Origin of the sequence: Cellulomonas sp. URHD0024 (assembly GCF_000426185.1) — a bacterium.
Lineage (GTDB): Bacteria > Actinomycetota > Actinomycetes > Actinomycetales > Cellulomonadaceae > Cellulomonas.
The window spans coordinates 390,695-412,930 of sequence record NZ_KE384505.1; the positions used below are offsets into that span (position 1 = coordinate 390,695).

General features: G+C 72.3%; 8 protein-coding genes. 2 read left to right on the top strand and 6 right to left on the bottom strand.

What is annotated here, in order from left to right:
• The first annotated feature begins 191 nt into the window (after nucleotides 1-191).
• On the top strand, nucleotides 192-3,749 hold the full coding sequence (locus tag I847_RS24735) for a BTAD domain-containing putative transcriptional regulator (protein ID WP_155856215.1): 3,558 nt from the start codon (nucleotides 192-194) through the stop codon (nucleotides 3,747-3,749).
• A 59-nt stretch (nucleotides 3,750-3,808) separates the two neighbouring features.
• Complete coding sequence (locus tag I847_RS27225) at nucleotides 3,809-4,876, top strand: FAD-binding oxidoreductase (protein WP_028050800.1); 1,068 nt, start codon at nucleotides 3,809-3,811, stop codon at nucleotides 4,874-4,876.
• Nucleotides 4,877-5,039: 163 nt separating this feature from the next.
• Here I847_RS27225 and I847_RS0118060 read toward each other — a convergent pair whose 3' ends face one another.
• The 6 genes from I847_RS0118060 to I847_RS24750 all read right to left on the bottom strand — a co-directional run bounded on the left by I847_RS0118060 (nucleotide 5,040) and on the right by I847_RS24750 (nucleotide 21,756).
• Nucleotides 5,040-12,560, bottom strand: coding sequence for an RHS repeat-associated core domain-containing protein (locus tag I847_RS0118060; RefSeq protein ID WP_155856216.1), 7,521 nt, complete (start codon nucleotides 12,558-12,560; stop codon nucleotides 5,040-5,042).
• Nucleotides 12,561-12,852: 292 nt separating this feature from the next.
• Nucleotides 12,853-13,368, bottom strand: coding sequence for a hypothetical protein (locus I847_RS0118070; protein WP_028050803.1), 516 nt, complete (start codon nucleotides 13,366-13,368; stop codon nucleotides 12,853-12,855).
• A complete protein-coding gene (locus tag I847_RS0118075) occupies nucleotides 13,365-16,157 on the bottom strand; it encodes a hypothetical protein (RefSeq protein WP_155856217.1) in 2,793 nt (930 codons plus the stop codon). The genes I847_RS0118070 and I847_RS0118075 overlap by 4 nt, the downstream gene beginning before the upstream one ends.
• Nucleotides 16,158-16,314: 157 nt before the next feature.
• A complete protein-coding gene (locus tag I847_RS0118080) occupies nucleotides 16,315-16,830 on the bottom strand; it encodes a hypothetical protein (protein ID WP_028050805.1) in 516 nt (171 codons plus the stop codon).
• Complete coding sequence (locus tag I847_RS25960) at nucleotides 16,827-19,676, bottom strand: DUF4157 domain-containing protein (protein ID WP_155856218.1); 2,850 nt, start codon at nucleotides 19,674-19,676, stop codon at nucleotides 16,827-16,829. The genes I847_RS0118080 and I847_RS25960 overlap by 4 nt, the downstream gene beginning before the upstream one ends.
• Before the next feature lie 151 nt (nucleotides 19,677-19,827).
• Complete coding sequence (locus I847_RS24750) at nucleotides 19,828-21,756, bottom strand: ATP-binding protein (protein ID WP_051275048.1); 1,929 nt, start codon at nucleotides 21,754-21,756, stop codon at nucleotides 19,828-19,830.
• Nucleotides 21,757-22,236: the final 480 nt, after the last annotated feature.

Below are 22,236 nucleotides of genomic sequence, written 5' to 3' on the forward strand. Positions count from 1 at the left end.
GCCCGAGTTCGAGCCTTTGAGGCGAGTTCGTGCGTTTCAACGCACGAACTCGCGGCAACCGCACGAATTCGGGGTGCCGGCGCCGATTCTGCCGCGGACGACAGGGCAGACCTGCTGGTCACGTCGCCGGAGGTGCCATATATTGCGGCACAGCAGGGGTCGGATCGAGGCTCGTGCAGGAGGGGAACCGCGTGCCTGCGCTGCCGGACGGTGGGGACCTGTTCCTCAGGGTCCTCGGGGGCATGGGCGCGACGAGCGCCGGCAGGTCCCTCGACCTCGGCGGACCCCGGCAGCGCGCGGTGCTCGGGCTTCTGCTCGTCGCCCGTGGCGTGGCGGTTCCTGCGGGCCGGATCGTCGACGAGGTCTGGCAGGACGGTGCGCCCGGGAACCCCGCGGCGGCGCTCCAGTCGTACGTCTCGCACCTGCGGCGAGCGCTCGAACCCGCCAGCGCGGCGCGCAGCCGCGGGTCGCTGCTGGTCAGCGAGGGTCGCGGCTACGCGGTCCGGCTCTCCGACGACGCGGTCGACGCCTGGCGGTTCGAGGACCTGGTGCGCGAGGCGTCGGCGCTCGGGGAGGTCCCCGCGGCGGTCGGCCCGTTGCGCACCGCGTTGGAGCTGTGGCGAGGCACGCCCTACGCCGAGCATGCCGGTCAGGGGTGGGCCGATGCGGAGTCCGCCCGGCTCGACGCGCTGAGGGCCGTCGCCGTCGAGCAGCTGGCCGCCGCGCGGCTGGCGACGGGGGAGACGGCCGTCCTGGTGCCCGAGCTCGAGGCGCTGGTGGCCGACGAGCCGCTGCGCGAGGACCGCTGGCGGCTGTTGGCGCTCGCGCTCTACCGGTCGGGGCGGCAGGCGGACGCGCTGGGCGCGTTGCGACGAGCCCGCACGCTGCTCGTCGACCAGCTGGGCGTGGACCCGGGGCCGGCGCTGCAGGCCGTCGAGGCGCAGATCCTCGCGCAGGACCCGGCGCTCAGCCCGCGGGTCCCGCCGCCGAGCACACCGTCGAACGGCACGCGCGTCACCCAGGCGGCGCCCGCCCGTCCTGCCGACCAGCTGGTCGACCGCCACCGTGAGCTCGCCCAGCTCGACCAGCGGCTGGACGACGCGTTCGCCGGTGAGGGGTCGATCGCGCTGGTCGAGGGCCCGGCGGGCATCGGCAAGACGCGGCTGCTGACCGAGGTCCGCGGCAACGCGGAGCAGCGTGGAGCCCGGGTGCTGGTCGGGCGGGGGAGCCTGCTCGAGCAGGAGTTCGCGTACGGCGTCGTGCGGCAGCTGCTGGAGCCCCTGCTGGCGGACGTGTCCGTGCGAGCGTCGCTCCTCGACGGTGCGGCGGCGGGCGCCAAGGCGGTGTTCGACGTCGGGCCGGACAACGCCGCACCGCCCGGGGACAGCTCGTTCTCGGTGCTGCACGGCCTGTACTGGTTGACGGTGCGGCTCACCGACGACCGCCCCCTGGTGCTCGCGGTCGACGACCTGCAGTGGTGCGACGTGGGCACGCTGCGCTTCCTCGCGTACCTCGCTCGCCGTGCACAGGACCTGCCGCTGCTCGTCGTCGCGACGATCCGGACGGGCGAGCCGCACGCGGAGCAGTCGTTGCTCGCGGACCTGGCCCAGGACCCCGCGACCGTCGCCGTCCATCCCGGGCCGCTGACGGCGGAGGGCGTCGCGGACCTGGTGACGCAACGGCTCGGGCCCGCCGAGCAGCCGTTCGTCGACGCCTGCCACCGCACCACGGGAGGCAACCCGCTGCTGGTCCGCCAGCTGCTGCGGGCGCTGGAGTCGGAGGGCGTCCGGCCCGACACCTCGCACGCCGACACGGTGAACGCGATCGGTTCGCGGGCGATCTCCAGCATCGTGATGCGCCGCCTGGACCGGCTCTCGGCCGACGCCGGCGAGGTGGCGCGGACAGTCGCGGTGCTCGGCGACGGGTGCACGCTGCCGCTCGTCGCGACCTTCGCCGGACTGTCCGAGACGGCCGCCGCCGACGCGATCGCCGCCCTGTCCGCCACCGAGATCCTGCGGTACGACTACCCGCTCGGGTTCGTGCACCCCCTGGTCCGCGACGCCGCCTACCGCAGCCTGGCGCCGGGTCAGCGCGAGCTCGCGCACGAGCGGGCCGCGCGGCTGCTCAACGACCAGGGTGCTGCCGCGGAGCGGGTCGCGGCGCACCTGCTCCAGGCACCGCACCGCGGGGAGCAGTGGGTGGTCGACGCGATGCGCGAGGCGGCACGCGTGGCGGCGGAGCGCGCCGCACCCGGCAGCGCGATCACCTACCTGCGCCGGGCGCTCGCCGAGCCGCCGGCCGACCGCGGTCCGGTGCTGGGTGAGCTCGGCATCGTCGAGGCGGTGGTCGACGGCGCCGAGGCGGTCGACCACCTGCTCGAGGCGTACGCGCTGCTGCCTGCGGGCCCCGAGGCCGCACGGGTCGCGGCCGTCGCTGCCCAGACTCTGGTGTTCGCGGCCGGTCCGGGGGTGGCGACGGAGTTCGCGAGCCGCGCCGCCGACGCGCTGCCCCCCGGCATGGACGACCTGCGCCAGGGCCTCGAAGCCATCGCACGCATCGGTGGCTACATCCACGGGCTGCCCGCCGACCGTTGGCAGACCCGCGCGGTCCACGTGGAGGGCGACGGCGTCGGGGCGCGCATGCTCGCGTCGCAGCTGGCGTGGGAGAAGCTGATCGCCGGCGTCGACCGGGAGGGCGCGGTCGCGCTCGCTCGGTTCGCGATGGACGGCGGGGTGCTGCAGGCGAACGACCCCGGACTGTTCTGGGTCATCGCGACGTTCGTCCTCGACGCGGCGGACATCGACCTGGGCTCCTTCTGGCCCGACACCCTCGCGCGCGCCTACACGCAGGGCCCTCTGTTCACGGCCCTCTCGACGCACCTGTGGTGGGGGCACGCCCAGTCCTGGGCCGGTGAGCTGCGTGAGGCCGAGCACTCCCTGCGCACGGCGATCGAGCAGTCCAACGAGTGGGGTGCGATCGGCATCGCCTCGTCGTACTCGGAGGCCTACCTCATCGTCGTGCTCGTGGACCGCGGAGACCTGCGCAGGGCTCGGGCGTTCACGGATGCGACCGAGGGGCGGGTGCGTGCGGGCGACGGGCGACGGCTCTACCTCGATGCGACGGCGACCCTGCTCACCGCCGAGGGACGCTACGCCGAGGCGCTCGCGGTGCTCGACGAGAGCGAGACCCTGATGGGGTCCGTGATCAGTCCCGTGTGGCGGCCGTGGCGGTCGTTGCGCGCCGGCGCGCTGGCGGGCCTCGGGCGGGTCGACGAGGCGATCGCCCTCGTCGACGACGAGCTCGCGCTCGCGGAGTCGTGGGGGTCCCCGCGCCTGCTGGGCCGCATCCTTCGCGTCCGCGGACAGCTGCGCGGTGCAGACGGGGCCGACGACCTGCGCCACGCCGTGGACCTGCTGCGCACGACCCCGTCCCGCGTCCAGCTGTCCCGGGCGCTCGTGTCGCTGGCGGCCCTGGTGCCCGACGACGAGGCGGTCCAGCTCCTCACCGAGGCTGTGGCCGTCGCGCACGGCGGTGGTGCCGACGGGATCGCCGCCAGTGCTCGGGAAGGACTGCGCCGGCTCGGCGCACCCGAGCAGACGATCGCACCGATCCCGCTGACGACGACCCAGCGTCACCTCGCGGACCTCGTCACCGCGGGGGTGAGCGTCCGTGCTATCGCGGACCGTCTGCAGGTCAGCCCGCAGCTGGTGGAGCACCTCCTCGCAGGCATCTCAGAAGGCCTCAAGTAGGCCCCAAGGTCGGCGGCGCATGGTGGCATGGACCAGCTCCGCCCCCGAAAGGCCGCTCCGTGCTCCTGCCGCAGCCCGTGCTCACCACCCTCATCGATCTGTGCGGTGGTGCGGTCCACCTGCCCGGTGACCCCGGTTATGCCGCCGGCGCGCAGGGTCTGAGCCCGCTCGCGGTGGCCTACCCCGGCGACGAGGCCGAGGTGTCCGAGCTCGTCGCGTTCGCGCACCGGCACGGTCTGCGGGTCGCGGTGCAGCGCACGGCGATGGGCTGCCGCCCGATGAGCGCGTTGCACGACGCGATCCTGCTGCGCACCGCCGGGATGTCGGGCGTGCGCGTGGAGGCTGGGCTGGTGCGCGTGCAGGCCGGCGCCCTCTGGGGTGACGTGGTCGACGCGGTCGGCGACCGACTGGTCCCCGTGCCCGACGACCCGCGCCTCGGCGTCGTCGGAAGCACGCTGGAGGGTGGGATCGGCACGTTCGGTCGCCTGCTCGGGCTGGCCAGCTCGCGGGTCGTCGGCGCACGTGTCGTGCTCGCGAGCGGCGATGCGCGGGAGGCCGACGAGGACCTCCTCTGGGCCGTGCGCGGCGGCGGCCCCTCGGCCGCCGTGGTGACGGAGCTCGTCCTGGCCACCGCCGAAGCCCGGACGCTGTCGTTGTGGACGGCCCAGGTCGATCCCGACGAGGCGGTCCGGCTGCTGCGCGATGCGCACCCCGACGGTGCCGGCGTCACCGTGCGACTGTCGGACGGCCGGCTGCGTGCGGACGTCGTGACGTTCGACGGCCCGGGCGAGCCGCTGAGCGCCGGCACCGTGCTGCGTGATCTGCGTTCCGAGCACGCGACCACCGGACCGCTGGCCGCCCGGTTCCTCGAGCACCTCGGAGTCGACGACCTGCGCACCCTCGCCCGGACGCCCGCGGAGGTGACCGTCCGCCTGGCCGGTGGAGCCCTGCTCGGCCAGCCGACCGGTGCACGCACCCACACGAGCAGCACGTACCTCGTGACGAGCTACGGCGCACCGATCACGCTGGGCGTCGACGCGATCGCGCTGCCCGCGGAGGTCGAGGACCGGCTCGTCGCGCTGCGTCGTCGGATCGACCCGGCAGGAACGTTCGTCCTGCCCGTCTGACCGGACCACCGCACGGCCGTCTGCCACCCGGTCCGGCTCGCGACCTCCTCGTAGGCGTCGACATCCTCGACGCACGGCTCGTGGTCCCGCGGGCCGAACCGGATGCCGGCACGCGAAAGCCCCCGACCGATGTGACGTCGGTCGGGGGCTCGCGTCTAGTGCGTCACGGGTTGCTGTAGTTCTGGTCCGCCTTGGCGTTGGAGAGCGCCTCCGCGAGATTGCGGTTGTTCCCGCGGAGCGTCGCGTCGGTCCCGCCGAGCTCCACCTTGTACTCCTCGTTCGTCTTGAACCAGTCGCCGAGGCCGAACGGGAGCTTGGACAGCTTCTCGACGGACGCCGAGAACTTGAGCCTCAGGTACACCCACGGCTTGGACGGGTCGGCGTACGTGGTGACCCCTCCCGCGCCCTCGCACCCGAAGTCGGCGACCTTCTGACCGTTGATCTCGGGGCTGAACTTCACTCCCACGCTGACCTCGGGCTTGTCGGTGCTGATGCAGAACGGACCGTCGCACACCTTGGAGTACTTGGACTTGATCGCCTTCTCCGCGTCCTCCTCGGCGTCGTTGGCGGCCCAGTCCTTGGCCCAGTCCCAGGCCTTCTGCAGCTGGCTCTCGGCCTTCTCCAGCGCGGTCAGGTTGGGGATGTCCGCGTACGGGTCGATCTCCTCCTCGTCGAGCCCGCTCAGGTCCCGGGCCTGCGTCGGGTGGTCCCCGACGTAGGCGTACAGGTCCGTCTGGCCGCCGCCGAAGCCGGCCGGGTCGCGCGTGGTCCACCGACCGGTGCCGGGCTCGTAGTCACGCAGCCCGAACCGGACCAGACCGGTCACGGCGTCCGTGAGCCCGCCCGCATACCCGACGGGCGTCTGGACGGTGGGTGCGCTGTCGGTCAGCACGGCACCGTAGGCGTCGTACGTGACCTGCTTCAGCACGGTGCCGGCGGCGTCGGTGACCACGCGGGGCGAGCCCACCTGGTCGGTGCCGACGTAGAACCGAGCGCCGCCGTGCAGGTACGACACCACGTGACCGAGGGAGTCGTACGTCAGCGTCGTGAGCACGCCGTCCGGGGTGCGGATCGCGTTGACCCGGAACGGTGAGGTGGGGTTGCCGTACAGGTACTGCGTGGTGCCGCCTCCGTCCGTGCGGGTGGTGCGACGCCCCTCGGCGTCGTACCCGTACGTGACGGTCTGCCCACCGACGCTCGCCGAGCGCAGCTGCCCGTCGAACCCGTAGGCGAACGTGTCCGCACCACGGCTCGCCAGCGACCCGTCCGGGGTGTAGCCGTAGGCCACCGACCCGACCGAGAGCAGCCGGTCCTGGTCGTCGTACCTCTGGGTCCCTGCAGGGCCCTGCGAGCGGCGGCCGTCCACGTCGTACACGTCGTGCTCGACGGCGGTGCCGTCGCGGGTGACGTCGGTGAGGCGGTCGTCGGCGTCCAGGCCGTAGGCGAGCGTCGAGGTGACGCCGTCGACGGTCTCGGTACGGCCCGTGACCGTGGTTCCCCGGGCGAGGGTCAGGTCGTAGACCGCGTGCCCGGCGACCGTCAGGGACGAACCGGTGAGCCGTCCGAGGTCGTCGTACGAGTACGCCAAGGCGCCGGTGCCGTCCGTCATGGTCCGGACGGACCCGAGAGCCGGGTCACGGGTGAACGTGAAGGACCCGACGCGCAGGGCGCGGCCGTCCTTGTCGTAGGCGAGGTCGTACGACGCGGTATCTGCCCCGCTGGTGAGCGTGAACGTCGCCGGTACCAGGTTCGCGTCGTAGGTGAACGCGAACGCGGCGGGAGCTGCGCCGGTGACGGTCATGCCGGTGAGCAGCGGACCGTCGGTGGTGAACGAGCGTGTCTGCGTCGGTCGGCCGTCGCCCGGGTCGGCCGTGACGGAGCTGACGCGGAACTTGTCGGCGCCGTACTGGTAGAGCACCGAGCCCTGCGGCTCGCCGGCTCCCGTGAGACGGCCGTTCGCATCGTGCGTCAGGGTCGTCTCCGCGCCACCCGGTCGACTCCAGGCCGTCGCCGCACCGTCCGTGTCGTACGTCGTCGTGTACTGGCCGTCGCCGGGCGGGTCGTAGCTCGTCTGCCGGTCGCCCGCCTGGTATCCCAGCCGGTGCTCCGTCCCGCTCGGCAGCGTCACGCTCGTCACGTTGCCGTTGGCGTCGTACTCGAGCTTCGTCGTCGCGTGGCCCGGCGTGGTCTGGGACGTCATCCTGTCGGCCGCGTCGTACCCGTAGGTCGTCGTGCGGTCGTCGGAGTCCCTCGTCGACGTCAACCGGTTCTTGGCGTCGTACACGTAGGTGGTCTTCAGGGAGCCGCGTGTGATGCGGGTCAGGCGACCCGCGTCGTCGTACGTGCGGACCACCGGGGCCAGGCCCGTGCCGAGGTCGGTGCGCACGACGCGCAGCTGGTCGTCGATCGTGGCCACCTGCGAACGGCCCTGCGGACTGGTCGCCGTGACGGTCCCGGCCGCCCGGTCGTACACCTGCGACGAGACCCGCCCGTTGGTGGTGACCTTCGTGGTCAGCTTCGTGAGGCTGAGCAGGTCGGCCGGGTCGGCCAGGGTGGCCGTCGCGACGGTCGTCGAGGTGAGCGTCTTGCCCGACGGCACCGTGGACGTCTGGGACGTGATCAGCGGTGCCACCAGGCCGAACCGCGGATCCGGTCCGAGCACGACGCTGAGCGTCGACCCGTCAGGGTTGGTGACCGAGCGCGTGCCGTCCTTCGAGATCAGGGCAACCGTGGTCGCACCCGTGGCGTCGACGGTCGTCCGCTTGGTCTGCCCGTTGGGCAGTCGCTCGATCGCGTAGCTCCGCACGCGGCCGAGGGTGGAGGTGGCCGTGACCTTCTGGCCGGTCGGGGTGGCCTGCCGGGCCAGGGTCGTCGAGACGCCGTCCGGTGCCTGGTCCTTCTCCAGCAGCCCGTAGTAGTCGAACGTGAACCGGTGCACCCCGTTCTTGGGGTCGGTGTACGTCTCCAGGAGGCCGTTGTCCGACGACGAGAACCGGCTGGTCAGCCCGCCCGGCGCCGTGATCTCGGACAGGAACCCGTGGGCGTCGACGGTCAGGTCGGTGCGCTGACCGCCTGGGGCCACGATCGCGGTGGGCCTGCCGTCGGCGGCCCGCTCGACCGTCGTGACGTTGTCGTCACCGTCGGTGACCGAGACGAGCCGTCCCACGGAGTCGTACGCGACGGTCGACGTCACGGCCCCCGTGAGGGTGCTGCGCGTCTGCACGTGGCGTCCGTGCTCGAACGTGTACATCTCGCCGCCGTCCGGCGAGACCACCGCCTGGTTCTGCCAGCCGTACCCGGGCATCGGGGTGGCGACGACGCGGACGCGGTTGTTCAGCATGTCCGCGATGACCACCCGACCGTCGGGCAGGACCGCGGTGCCGCTCGGACCGTACAGGCGTGCCTGCGGGCCCGTCCCGCCGTCACCGGAGTTGCCGGCCGTGCGGGTGTTGCTGGCGTACGCGTTGATGATCCCGTCGGGGGTGACCACGCGGATGCGGTTCATCTGGTCCTCGGTCACCAGGTAGGAGCCGTCGGGCAGGACCGTGATGTCGTGCGGGAAGAGGACCTGCGCCCCGACCGCCGGGATGCCGTCCTGCTGGGTCGTGCCGCCGACGACGGTCGAGACCTTGCCGTCGGTGCCGATCTTGCGCACGCGGTGGTTGTCGGAGTCGGCGACGAGCAGCGACCCGTCCGCGGTGAGCGCGACGTCGGCGACCCGGCCGAAGAACGTCTTGCTCGCGGCAAGACCGTCCCGGTCGAACCCGCACCGGGCCTCGTTGTCGACACCGATCACACCGGCGACGTGCCGCATGATCCCGTCCGGACCGATCGCCCGGATCCGGCATGCCGACTGGTCGGCGAAGTACACCGTGCCGTCGGGCGCGACGTCCATGCCCTGGACCGACGCGACCGTGGCGGCCGTGGCGGGCCCGTTGTCGCCGGTCCAGCCGCTCTGACCGTTCCCGGCGACGGTGCTGATGATGCCGTCCGGCGCGATCCTGCGGATGCGGTTGTTCGTCGCGAACAGCAGCGAGCCGTCCGGAGCGACCGCGAGCGCGTGCGGGTTGGTCAGCGCCGCCGCCGTCGCGGGTCCGCCGTCGCCGGCGTCCACCGGGGTGCCCGGCGGGGTGGTCCCGGAGGGGATCCCGATCCCGGCGATCGTGGTCACGGTGCCCGTCGGCGACACCGCGCGGATGCGGAGGTTGTACGAGTCCGCGATGTACACGGTCCCGTCCGGTCCGGCCGCGACGTCGCTCGGCGTCGCGAACGTCGCCGCCGCGGCGGGCCCGTTGTCGCCGCTGAACCCCTTGGCGCCGGTGCCGGCGAAGGCCCCGATGGCCTTGGACAGGTCCGTGCCGCCGTCGGTGCTGCCGTCGCCGCGGTGCACCAGCAGGGAGACCGGGTCGTACGCGTGGACGCCGGACAGCGACCAGCCGCCGAGGCCGAGCCCGCGCGCGTCCCAGTGGCCCACGGGCACCTCACGGGTGGTCCACAGGACGATCGTCTGGCGGGACCTGCTGCCGGTGATCGCGTCGCCGCCGAAGCCGCCGAAGCTGTTGCTCCCGACCGCGGGGCTGTTGTACGCCCCCTGGTACTCGTACCCGACGGAGATGCGCATCAACTGGGCGCCCTGGACCACGCGGCCGTAGGGGTCCTTCCCGTCCCACGACACGTTGGTCACCATGTTGGCCGACGGGGTGACCGAGCCCTCGGAGACCTGACCGGCCACCTCGGTGCGCAGGAGGATCTGCTGGACCCCCGGGGGCAGCGTGGCGCCGGTCAGCGGCACCCGGACGTTCCGGTCGGAGCGGCCGGGCGTGCGCTCGCTCTGGTAGTGCAGCGACTGGCTGGTGCCCGCGAGCGACACGGCCTCGCCGAGCGTCTGGTTGTCGCAGCCGATGATCGAGCCCGCCTGCTCGCCCTGGCACTGGTACTGCGCGTCCGGCACGAGCTCCGGCAGCTTCGGGAAGCTCGCGTTCGCGGGCGGGCCGAAGGGCCAGTTGTGGTCCCACGGCGTGAAGTGGTCGACCGAGACCCGCCACAACGACGTGCCGGCGGCGTACAGCGACGCCAGCTTCGCGCGCTCGGCGTCGGTGACCCCGAGCGTCGTCAGCTCGGCCGGCGTCGCCGCCACACCCTTGCCCGCGACGTCGAGGACGGCCGTGCCACCGGTGATCGACAGGATCTTGACGACCCGGCCGTTCGGCGCCGCCACCCAGGCGTTGCTCCCGCGGTCGTAGTAGCCCGTGGGCACGGGCGTGCCGACGGGGAAGTTGAGGAAGTTGTCGGTGTAGTTGGCCACGGGCTTGCTGAACGTCACCTGCGACGCGCCCGCGGCGACGGCCTCGTCGACGCTGTACTCGGCGGCGTAGGTGTAGCCGCTCGCCGCCGGCAGGTCGCCGGGCATCGCCTTGGGGCCGTCCGTGCCGACCGTGAACTCGGTGGCGCGCACGTGGACGTCGTCGAGCGCCTGCGTGGTGCCGTCGGGCAGCGTCATGGACGCCGCCGTGCCCTGCGCGAACAGGAGGGTGGCCTGGCGCGTGCCGGAGGCGTCCGTCACCGGGCTGCCCTGTGCGACCTCGATCGGGTCGGTGAAGTCGACGGCCGTCACCTTGGTGTCGAACGGCACCAGGACCACGTCGTCGAGCGTGGTGAACGCGTCCCAGGACGGCGTCGTCTCGCGCTGCGCCTCCGGGTAGCCCTCCTTGGCGTACCGGACCACCAGTGGCCCGCCACCGTTGACGGCCAGGTCGTAACCGCCGTCGGAGCGGCTGACGGTGTGGCCCAGCTCCGGGTGGCCGTCGATGCTCACGGTGACGCCGTCGAGCGGGTCACCGGCGCGGTCCTCGACCGTCCCCCGGATGACGGCGGCGCGCTGCGCGACGATGGTGCCGGGCGCGACGCCCACCTGGATCGGGTGCGGACCGGTGTAGAGGAACGAGGTCGAGCCGGCGACGTCGGTCGGGACCGTGTGGTCGATCGGCGTGGCGACCGTGGTCGGGTCCTGCGGGAGGCCGTTCGGAGGCTCGGGCACGGTCCACGTCGTGGTGGCCGGGGTCGGGTCGGTGTTCCCGGCGCCGTCCGTGGCGCGGACGGCCAGGGTGTGGTCGCCGACCGCGAGCCCGGTCAGGCTCAGCGGGCTCGCGCAGGCGACGAAGTCGGCGCCGTCCAGGCTGCACTCGAACGTCGACGCCGGTTCGGTGCTGGTCAGCGTGAACGTCGCGTTCCCGAGATCCGTCTGGACGTCCTCGATGCCCGTCTGCGGGGGCGTGTGGTCGCGGTTGTCCTCCGGGACCGCCGTCGCCGTCGCGGCACGCGGGCCGCGCTGGCCGAGGGTGTCGATCGCCTCGATCGTGTACGCGTACGTGGTCCCGTTCGTCAGGTCCGTGTCGACGAAGGTGGTCTGGTCGGCGCCGAGGCTCGCGACCACGGCGAACGTGCCGTTGCCGGTCGCGCGCAGGACGCACTGCGTCGCCACGTCGGTCGCGGTCGACGGGGTCCACGCCAGCGCGACGGAGCCGCCCGCGTCACCGGGCACGTCCACGGCCGTCAACGCGGTCGGTGCGGCGGGCGCGGTGGTGTCGAGGGTCAGGCCGACGGCCGCCGAGGTGGTCGTGACCCCGACCCTGTCTGCCGCGGTGGCTCGCACCTGGAACGCACCGTCGGGAAGGTCCGTCGGCAGGGTCGCCGTGAAGGGCGCGGTCGTGTCGGGCGTCCCGACGGGAGTCCACGTGGCGCCGTCCGCGCTGACGGCGAACGCGACGCTCGCCACCCCGCTGGGGTCGGTCGCATCGGCCGTCACCGAACGGCTCGCCGTCAGGCCGCCGCTGGTCACGCTCACGGCCGGGCCGTGCGTGTCGACGGTGGTCGTGCCGGTCCGCGCGACCGCACCCGGCGCGCTGATCGTGTACGTGTAGGTGCCGTCGGCCACCGACGCCCCGTTCCACACCTCGGTCGAGGTGCCCTTGGGCCGGTTCGCGTCGACGAGCGTCGTGACGGGCGTGCCGCCGGCGGCGGTGAGCTTGAGCGTCACCTTGGCCGCCTGCGAGAGCGTGTACGAGATGGCCGACGAGTCCGCAGTGCCGTCCGCGTTCGGCGAGAACGGGTCGGGGCTGTCGCTGACGGCGGAGATGTCGACGCCCGCCGACTCCGTGATCGCGGGGACCACGGCGGCCGGGCCGAGCTTCCACTGGTCGAAGTCCGTCAGGACGAACCGGTTGACGGCGTTCTGGGCCAGCTTCACCGTGATCGACCAGGTGGTGCGGGTGCCGACCAGCCAGTCCGCGCCCGCGGGCGCCTCGGCGCGGTCGCGCAGGCCGTTGCCGTTCGCGTCCACCCACGCGAGCACGAGGGTGCCCTTGGGGGCCGTGCCCTTGAGCACGTAGGTCGCCGCGTCCACCGTGACCGGTGCGGCCGGCGTGCCGATCTTGATGGGCGACACGGTCGCCGTCGCCGGCTTGGTCGTGCTGGCGGCCGTCGTGCCGGCCGCCGCCGTCTCGGCTGCCTTCTGCGCCGCCGCGGCCGATGTCGTCGTCTCGCACTGCGCCGCGGCCGCTGCCGCTGCCGCAGCCGTGGCCGCTGTTGTCGTCGCGCTCGCCGGCAGCGCTGTTGCCAGCGTCGCCAGCAGTGCCGCGACGACGGTGGCCGCAGCCGCCCTCGTCCGTCCTCGTCCGTGTGCCATCGGTCTCGCGCGCCTCTCGTCGGTCCGTCTCGAATGCCTGTGAGACACCTGTGTGTCCTAGGACATTTCTGGCGGTTCGCCGTTGGAGCCGGCTTGGGACGCACTGGGGGAGGCGGTCGCAAGTTCTCCGCAAGTTCCGGGCAGCGCTCAGCCCCAGGTCGTGCGTTCCAGCCGAGTTCGTGCGTTGCAACAGGCGAACTCGGCGCAAACGCACGACCTGGAGCGCGCGACGGAGGAGCGCGGCGGCGGAGCGCGGCGGGGCGGCGCTCGACGGGCGGGGTGGTCCGGGGCCTCAGCGGCCGTCGAGCTCGTCCACCTGGGCCTGCAGGTCGTCGAGGGGAGCGCGGCGCGCCTGGGCGGCCGCGACCTCGGGTGTCAGCTCGCCGGCGATGACGGCGTCCATCAGGTCGCGGTACCGCGCGGCCGTCGCCTCCACGGCTTCGACGGACGCGACGAGCAGCTGACCGAGAGACTCGGCGTCGAGCTCGAGCTCACCGAGCAGGACCGGCGACCGGTAGGCCACCGACCCCGTCGAGAAGTCGATCTCCAGGGCGGCGTCCAGGAGGTCCGACGTGGCCCGCAGGATGAGGGCGGCCACGTCGGGGTACTCCGTCGCGGGCACGAGGGTCGGATGCACCACGTAGAACGTGACCGCCCGCGCGACCGGACGCACCACGCCGAGCACCGAGCCGATCTCCGGATCCGCCGACGCGATGTCGATCGCCATCAGGTCAGCGTCGATCTCGAGCTCCCGACCCGCCGACGCGAGCGCCTCGACGACCAGGGCGAGGAACGGGTCGCCGCTCACGACTTCCCCGAGGGGGTGGCAGAGACCCACGGCGTCGGCGCCGGCGACGAGGGCCGCCCCGGTGCTGCCTTGGCGGCCTTGTCCCGCAGCGCCTCCCGCAGGAACTCGATCCACTCCGGCCGGTTGCGGCGCGGGGTCCGCTTGAGCTCGGCCTCGATGGCCTGGACGGTCAACGAGTCCGTGAACTTCTTGATGTCGGGTGGGCTGGCCTGGTCCTTGAGCTCGAGGTCGCCGACCATGCAGACGATGCCCGAGGGCAGCGACTCGGCGTTGCCGAGGGCAGCGGTCTTCTCCTTGAGCATCCCGCGGTGCTCCGAGCGGAACAGCTGCTGGATGCGCCAGCCGAGGCCACGCTCGGTCTTCTTGTTGTCGCCGAGTCTGCCGTCCTTGGCCTGCTGGTTGCGCTTCTGTGCCAGCTCGTCCGTCTCGGCCCAGGCCTCGGAGATCCCCGTGAGGGCTCCGGTGACCGGCGACGCCTTCTTCTTGAGGTCCTCGAACACCGACTGCGGGTCGGCGTTGGTGTCCATGCCCTCCAGCACGACCGCACGGATCTTGAGGAGCAGAGCGTCGTTGCTCGTCTGCTCCTCGTTCGCGTCGGGCTTCGCCTTCGGGTCGAACGGCTTCACAGGCCTCGGCTTGATCAGGGCGACGTAGGCGGGCGTGATCGGCTTTCCGTCGATGCGGTAGTTCGAGAGGAACTGCTGGGCCGTCTTGTCGCCCGCCGCGGCCTTCATGATGATGCCGTCGACGGCCATCTTCGGGTGCTTCTTCAGCTCGTCCTCGGCGCCGCCCTCCAGGTGCATGACGGCCGACTCCTTCTGTGCCGTCTTCGCCATCTGGTTGAGGACCTTGCTGGCGATGTAGTGCGCGATCTTGTGGAGGTTGTCGATGACGGCCGTGGCCGCCTTGATCGCCGCCGGGACGCCGAAGCCACCGGCCGAGGCGACCTGTGCGACCGACGTGCTGAAGTTGATGATGTTCACGCCGAGCGACCAGCACTGCTGCTCGAGGTGCTTGGTGTAGACCTGCGACACCTTCATCAGCGGGTACACCATCACGTTGACCTTCTCGCCGCTGCCCGCGCGCGCCTCGAACATCGAGAGGTCCGTCTCGCGCTGCCGCATGCCGGCCGTGGCGACGTCGGTGACACCGCGCACCATGGCGAGCGCCGAGGCCGCGATGTCGAGCCCGGGGATCACCTGCTTGACGCCCTCGGACACGCCGCTGTCGATCAGCTTGGCCAGGTCCGCCGAGTTCTTGGCCACGCTGACGAGCCCGTCGAGCCCCACGGCCCCGGCCTTCGTCGCCTTGAGTGCCTCGTACGGGTCCTTGGTGGTCCACGCCTGCTCGGCGGACTTGACCATCGTGAACGCCGAGTCCACGGCCGTCATCAGCCCCGAGAGGATCCCGGTGACCTGGCTGATGCCGAACTTGGCCTTCGTCGCGTCGGACTGCGGGAGCGTCTGCGAGGTGGCGCTGCGCTGCCCGGTGGCCAGCTGTTTGTGGGCCTGCAGGCCTGCCCGACCGAGCTCTCCGGCGCCCTGGTCGACGGCACCCGGGAGGTAGGTGGTGAACTCCTTCTCCTTGACGATGCCCTGGTCGGCGCGCAGGCCCTTGTCCTGCTGGCTGCCGATCTTTCCCGCGATCCCGCCTCCGACCGTGGTGACGACCGTCTTGCCGAGACCGACCTTCGAGCCGACGTCCGAGACGGTGTCCATCGTCTCGTCGGAGACCAGCGGGGCCTTCTGTGCGCCGCCGCGCTTGGCCGGGTCGAGGAGCAGGAGGTTCTCCTCGATCGTCGCGGCATCGCGCTTGGCCTGCTTGTCGCGTGCGACGACGCGCCCCTCGGCCGCGGCGAACGCGGCCTGGTCCAAGGGCCCGTCCTTCGGGGGGAGCTTCGCGGCTTCCTTGGGCCCGAGCTGCTTCTTGACCAGCTCGTAGGCCTCGTCCTGCGCCAGGGACTCGATGCGCTTGGGGTCGGCCTTCATCAGGTCGTTGCGGTGGGTCACCATCCGCTCGTACGCCGACTCGACCTCCTTGGGGAGCATCTTGACCTTGAGCACGGCCTTCTCGGCCTCGGCGTGGCTCACGTCGACCTCGGCGCCCGTGCGGGCCTGCCGAACCTGGATCACCAGGCGTTCGGCGGCGGTCTCGCGTGGCGGGGCCAGAGACCCGAGATCCTTGTACTCGCCCCTCCAGACCCGCTCGTAGGCCGTCGCGGCCGACTTCTCGTCGGTGCCGCCCTTCGCCTTCAGCTCGTCGAAGATCTCCTGCTCCCGCAGCAGACCCTCCTCGAACCGCTTGTACTTGTCGTCCATCCGTGCGCCGCTGGCGTCCTTGCCGAGCGGGACGTGCCCGACCTCGTTGACCTTGCCCGAGACCGGCGCCTGGGGTGCGTCGTGGGAGGTGTCGTAGACCTGGGCGACCTGAGCCTCGCGGCCGGCGACCCCCTCCTTGCGCGCCCCCTTCAGCTGCGCCTTCTCGGTCTTCTCGGTCTTCTTGCTCTGCTTGACGCGGGCGGCCTTCGCCTCTTCCTCGGCCTTCGCCCGAGCCTTCGCCGCCTTCTCCTCGGGCGACTGCTTCTTCTTGCCGGGGAAGCGGCGGACGGTCGACGCGCTGGGGCTGGAAGTGGTGCGCGCGGCGGGGTCCTCGGCCTGTCCGCCCGTCAGGCCAGCCACCGGCACCAGGGCCGCCGGGACGTCTGCGGCAGGCCTCGGCGGGGCCTGTTCCAGCGGACGCTTGCGCTGAGCGCCTGCGGTGACGGGTACCCGTGGGGCGTGCCTGCTCACAAGACCTCCGGCAGATCGGACAAAGGACGTAGCGCCCCCACGCGCCCAGCGTGGCGGGTGCCCGGGGCGTGCGGCATCAGTAAGGGATACGCAGGTTCGGCGACCGGACGCGGATCACCCGCGGTGCTGCCCGCCCGGCGCAGGCCTCCCCGGCCGGTCAGCGGCTCTCGATCCCGTCCACCTGGGCCTGCAGCTCGTCCAGGGGAGCGCGGCGTGCCCGGGCGGCCGCGACGTCGGGCGCGAGCTGGCCGGCGATGACCGCGTCCATCAGGTCGCGGTACCGCGCGGCCGTCGCCTCCACGGCTTCGACCGACGCGACGAGCAGCTGACCGAGAGACTCGGCGTCCAGCTCGAGGTCACCGAGCAGGACCGGCGAGCGGTAAGCAACGGACCCCGTCGAGAAGTCGATCTCCAGGGCGGCGTCGAGCAGGTCGGAGGTCGCCCGCAGGACGAGCGCGGAAACCTCCGGGTACTCCGTCGGGGCCACGAGCGTCGGGTGCATCACGTAGAACGTCACGGCCCGCGCGACCGGGCGCAGCACGCCGAGCACCGAGCCGATCTCGGGGTCGCGCGACGCGATGTCGATCGCCATCAGGTCTGCGTCGATCTCGAGCTCCCGGCCGGCGCAGACGAGCGCCTCGGAGACGAGACTGAGGAACGGGTCGGCGCTCACGGAGCCACCCGGGCCGACGATCGCTGCCGTGTCGCCGGCATGTCCGACATTCCCCGGCCCGACCCTCGCTGCCGTGTCGTCGGCGTGTAGTTCATGTCCCGGAGGGCCCCGCGCAGGATCGCGATCCACCCGGGCTCGTTGCGGCGCGGTGTGCGGGCGATCTCCTCCTCGATCGCCGTGTCGGACATCGCGGCGAGGAACGTCCGGACGTCCTCGGGGGTGGCCCCTACGGGGACCGAGGCGTTGCCGACCATGCCGAGGACGCCCGACGGCAGAGGCTCGATCTTGTCGAGCTGCGCAATCTCGGCCTGGCTCGGCGAACCCAGGGCGTTCCCGATCTTCATCAGGATGGCGCCCTTGGTCGCAGCCAGCTTCTTGATGTCCTCGTACGCGGACTTCGGGTCGGCCTCGGCCCCCATGCCCTCGAGCACCACCTTCCGGACCTTGGCCAGGAGGGCGTCGTTGCTCGTCACGCCGTCCTCGGCGTCCGGCTTCGGTTCCGCCGGGTTGCCGGCCGAGGTCCGGACCGCCTGCTTCGGGCTCGGGTCCATCGGCCTGATCGGGCGCGGCTTGATCTGCTCGAGGTATTCGAGGGTGAGTGGCTCGCCTGCGATGCGGTAGTGGGAGAGAAGCGCCATTGCGGTCGTGTCGCCGCCGGCGGCCTTCAGGATGATGGCGTCGACGGCCATCTTCGGGTTCTTCTTCAGCTCGTTCTCGGCGCCGCCCTCCTGGTGCATGACCGCGGACTCCTTGTTCGCGGTCAGGGCCATCTCGTCGAGGACCTTGCCGGCGATGAAGTGCGCGACCGTGTGCAGCTTGTCGAGGACGGTCTTCCCCATCTCGACAGCCTTGGGGATGCCGAAGCCCCCCGCGGTCACCACGTTCGCGACCGAGGTGGTGAGGTCGAAGATGGCCATGGCCAGCGACCAGCACGCCTGCTCGAGGTTCTTGGTGTACATCTGCGACACCTTCATCAGCGGGTACACCATCACGTCGACCTTGTCGGCGCCCCCCTTGACGCGCGCCTGGAAGATCGCGCTGTCCGTCTCGTGTTGCCGGCTCCCGGCGGTGGCCAGGTCTGCGCCGCACTTCACGATGGACAGGATGGCCGACGCGAGGTCCAACCCGGGGATGAGCCGTTTGACGCTCTCGGTCACGCCGCCGCCCATGTCCTTGGCCTCGTCCGCGGCTTTCTTTGCCGCGCCCACCATGGTCTCCAGGGCCCCCGCGCCCGCCTTCGTCGCCTTGAACCGTTCCTTCGGGTCGGGCTCTGACCATGACTCGCGGACCGAGCTGGCGTACGCGTCGGTCCCCGTCACGAGCGACTTGAGGTGATGCCAGGTCGTGATCGTCTTGGCAGCGCCCATCTCGGCGTTCGCCTCGTCGGACTGCGGGCCGCCGACCTTGGGTGTCTGCTCCGGCGCCGCCCCGGCCTTCCAGGCGGTCTCGCGATCGGCGGGATCGAGCAGCAGCAGGTTCTCCTTCGACGCCGCGACCCGACTCTCGGCGGCGGCCCACGCCGCCTGGTCCAGCAGTCCGTCCTGCGGGGGAAGGTTCTCTGCGACCGGTGCCGGCAGGCCCTTCTTGACCTCCGCGTACGCCTCGTCCTGGAAGAGCACCTTGCTGCCGCCGCCGTTCGCGAGGTCGTCGCGGTACCGGACCATGCGCTCGTACGCCTGCTGGACGCTCAGCGGCAGCTTCTTGACCGTCGCGTCGATCTTTTCGGCCTTCTCCGCCTCCGCGCTCTTGGGGAGCTTGACCAGGCCCTCGGGCTCCTGAACCTCGCGCGCGGCGGCCCGGGTCTGGCGAACCTGCATCACGAGCTTTTCGGCCTCGGTCCCGCGTTCCGGGGCCCTGTGTGCGAGGTCCTTGAACTCGTCCTGCCACACCTGCTTGTAGGCCTTGTCGACGATGACCTCGTCGGACTCGGTGGGCTCCGTCGCCCTCAGCTCCTGGTAGAGGTCCCACTCGCGCTGCAGTGCCTCGTTGAAGCGCAGGGTGACGGCGTCGACCCGCGCACCCACGGCGTTCTTGGCCCGGGGCTGGTGTCCCGCCGCGTTGTCCGGACCGGAGGGCACGGGCTCTGGTGCGTCCTTGCTGGTGGCGTAGACCGCCTCGGTCTCGGCCTTGCGGGTGGCGACGCCTTCCACGCGCGCCTCCTTGAGCCGCTTGTCCTCGGCCGCGACGACCCCGACGTTCGCCTTGGCGGCGGCCTTGTCGTCTTTCGGCGACCGCCGCGCCGTCGAGGAGCCGCCCTCGGTCAGCACGTGGGCGATCTCGTGCGCCAGCACCCGCTCACCGGAGGGCGTCTCGGGGGCGAACCTGCCCGCGCCGAAGAAGATGTCGTTGCCCGTGGTGAAGGCCTCGGCGCTCATGCCCGCGCTGAGGGCGCCCGCCTGAGCCCCGTCGTGGACACGCACATGGCTCAGGTTCGTGCCGAACCCGGTCTCCATACGGCGCCGAACGCCGTCCGGCAGCGCGGAACCGCCACCGCGGGCGGACTCGATGCGGTCGGACGACGAGGCGTCGAGCGCGCCGCCGGCCATCCCGACCGTCGCGGTGGCCGCGGGCGCGGGCGACCGGCGCAGGTGGCCGCAGCCGGGGTCGTGCGCGTGCTTGTCGGCCTCGGCACCCGGGGAGACGGTCGCGCGCAGCCGGGCCAGAGCGCCATCGGCCATCCGGTCTGCGGCGTGCTCGGCCGGGTCGTCGGCGCGCCCGACCGTGAGGCCCGACATCGGGACCGGGGCCGACGGGGTCGAGGCGGCAGGCGCAGCGAAGGTCCCGTCCACGGCCTGCGCAGGCTGTGGCACCGCGGCGACGGGCACGCGTACGTCGGGACTGCTCACTTGGACCTCCGGCATTCGAACGAGGACGCACAGCCCCCGGGCGGACAGCGTGCGCGGCGTAGGTGCCCAGGGCATCGGTAAGGGCTACGCAGGTTGCCGTGTCGGACGCAGATCACCCGTTCGCACTCCGGGAGGAACTGGTGCGTTCGGGTCAGATCGCGTCGTCGGTCCACCGTGCGTCGTTGGTGCGTCGGCCGAGCTTGGCCATCTCGCGCACGGTCGCGGCGCGGACGTCGCGCATCCCGACCAGCCGGTGCACGGCGACCGCGTCGTAGGCCGCCGCCAGGACGATGTTGCGGATGTCGCCGCCGGCCAGCTCGACGCTGGCGGCCAGGAACTCGACGTCCATCGGGTCGTCAGGGTCGGTCTGCGGCAGCTGGGCCAGGTGGTGCTCCCAGAGCATCCGGCGCGTGAGCTCGTCGGGGTCGGGGAAGTGGATCATGAAGTGCAGCCGACGGGCGAAGGCCGGGTCCAGGTTGCCGCGCAGGTTCGTGGCGAGGACCGTGATGCCCTCCGACGCCTCCATGCGCTGCAGCAGGTAGGACACCTCCTGGTTGGCGTACCGGTCCTTGGCGTCGGACACCGAGGACCGGCTGCCGAACAGCGAGTCGGCCTCGTCGAAGAACAGCACCGCGTTGAGCGACTCAGCCTGCGTGAAGACCTTCTCGAGGTTCTTCTCGGTCTCGCCGATGTACTTGTCGACGACGGCCGACAGGTCCACCTGGAACAGGTCCATGCCGAGGGAGTCGGCGACCACGTGCGCCGCGAGAGTCTTGCCGGTGCCCGGACTGCCCGAGAACAGGGCGCAGATGCCGGCGCCCTTGCCGCCCTTGCCCTGCAGCTCCCCCAGCGCGAGGACGTCGTCGCGATCCCGGGCCCAGCCGATCAGTCGCTCGACCTCGTGCCGCGTGCGCGCCGGCAGGACCAGGTCGTCCAGCGTGGCCGGCGACCCGCTCGTGCGGACCCGCGGGCCGTGCGTGTTCCCGAGGCGGCGCGCAGCCATGCGCACGTCGTCGGGCTCGACCGTCCGGCCGTCCCGGGCGGCGTCGGTCTCGGCGCGGCGGCCGACCGCGCTGATCTCCTCGGGGGTCATCCGCAGCGTCAGGACGTCCCGCGTCGTCGCGTGCTCGCCGACCACGCGGTGCCACTGCTCGGCGCGCTCGCCCTGGCTCAGCCGTCCCGCGACGACCGCCGCGGGCAGCCCGATCGCCCAGCGTGGGTCCCAGGGGGAGCGGCCGACGGCGATCACCGGGACCACGGCGTCGAGCTCGCCCAGCAGCTCGGCCGCGAGGTGGGCGCCTGCGAGCACGAGGACGCTGCCGTCCAGCCCGGCCTCCAGCACGAGCGCCCGGGTGGTCTCCCGCACGAGCCCGAGGTCCGTGCCGAGGCCCGGCGTGACCGGTAGCCGTTCGAGGTCCGCGACGAGGCACGTCACCTCGACGTGGCGGCAGGCCGCGACGGCGAGCGCGGTGCCGGCCGTGCCGATGGGCGAGTGCACCCAGACGAGCTGTTCGCCCAGCGCCAGCGCCGCCGCGACGTCGAGGTAGCCCTCGACGTCCACCGGCTGCGGGTCGCGCAGCACCCGGGCCACGAGGTCCGGCACCCGGTACGAGCCGAGGAGCCGAGCGACGACCCGGTCCGGGACCCTGAGCCGGCGGGCCAGCAGGACGTCGTCGCCCTCGAGCGTCAGGAGGCCGCGGCGTTGCAGCGGTCCGTCGTCCGTGAGCCGGGCGCGTGCGGCCCCGTCGACGACGCTCGCGCCGACGAGCTCGAGCGCGAGGGCGGCCGTCGGCCGCGCCGGACCCTCGTCGCCGGACAGCAGGCCCATGAGCAGGTGCGCGCTGGGGTGCAGCTCGGCCAGCAGCGCCACCTCGAGCAGGGCCCTGTCCGTCGTCGAGAGCCCGAAGACGTCACCGACTGCGGCGAGGTGCTCCTGGGCCGCCCCGACCGGGTCGTCGAGCTCCACGGCGGTGAGGGCGGCCCGAGCACGCTCGCGCCCCGGCCAGTCGGTGCGCCGGTCGACCGCCGACGCCAGTGCCGCGGTCGTCGACCGGGCGGGCTGGTCGGTCGTCGTGCTCATGGGGTCTCCTCGGCGGCGCGTTCTCGATCCGTACTCTCACCCGCCGGGAGGGCCCGCGTCGAGTGCACGCGGACAAGTCCGGTAGCGATTACCCAGTGCGGAGCCGTGTGGCCACGCCCGCGCTGCTCCGATTCAGCGACACGCTCGCTGTGGGTCTCCCAGGCGGCTGCTGTGTCGACGGGTCGGGTTGGAGGAGACCATCACCCGGGTCGTCTCGGCCGTGACGTGTCACGCCCTCGGGCTCTGCCGCGGAATAATCACGTGAGGCCCGCTACGACTCCATCACGGGCGCGAATGACTGGACCCGACCCTCTGTCTGCCCCGTGATCCTGCGGATCGGGTGCGTGATGCGTCACGTGGTGGACGTCACGAGGAATCTCCCCTGGACGTTTGACCAGTAGAGATTTCTGCAGCAGACTCGTACCTGACGGTGCGCATCGCCTGCCCCCTGCGCGGTGCGCACCGTCTTCACTTCCGAAG

Bases quoted from the DNA above. Each gene is read 5' to 3' on its own strand.
- I847_RS24750 (WP_051275048.1), bottom strand. From the start codon at position 21,756: ATGAGCACGACGACCGACCAGCCCGCCCGGTCGACGACCGCGGCACTG.
- I847_RS0118060 (WP_155856216.1), bottom strand. From the start codon at position 12,560: ATGGCACACGGACGAGGACGGACGAGGGCGGCTGCGGCCACCGTCGTC.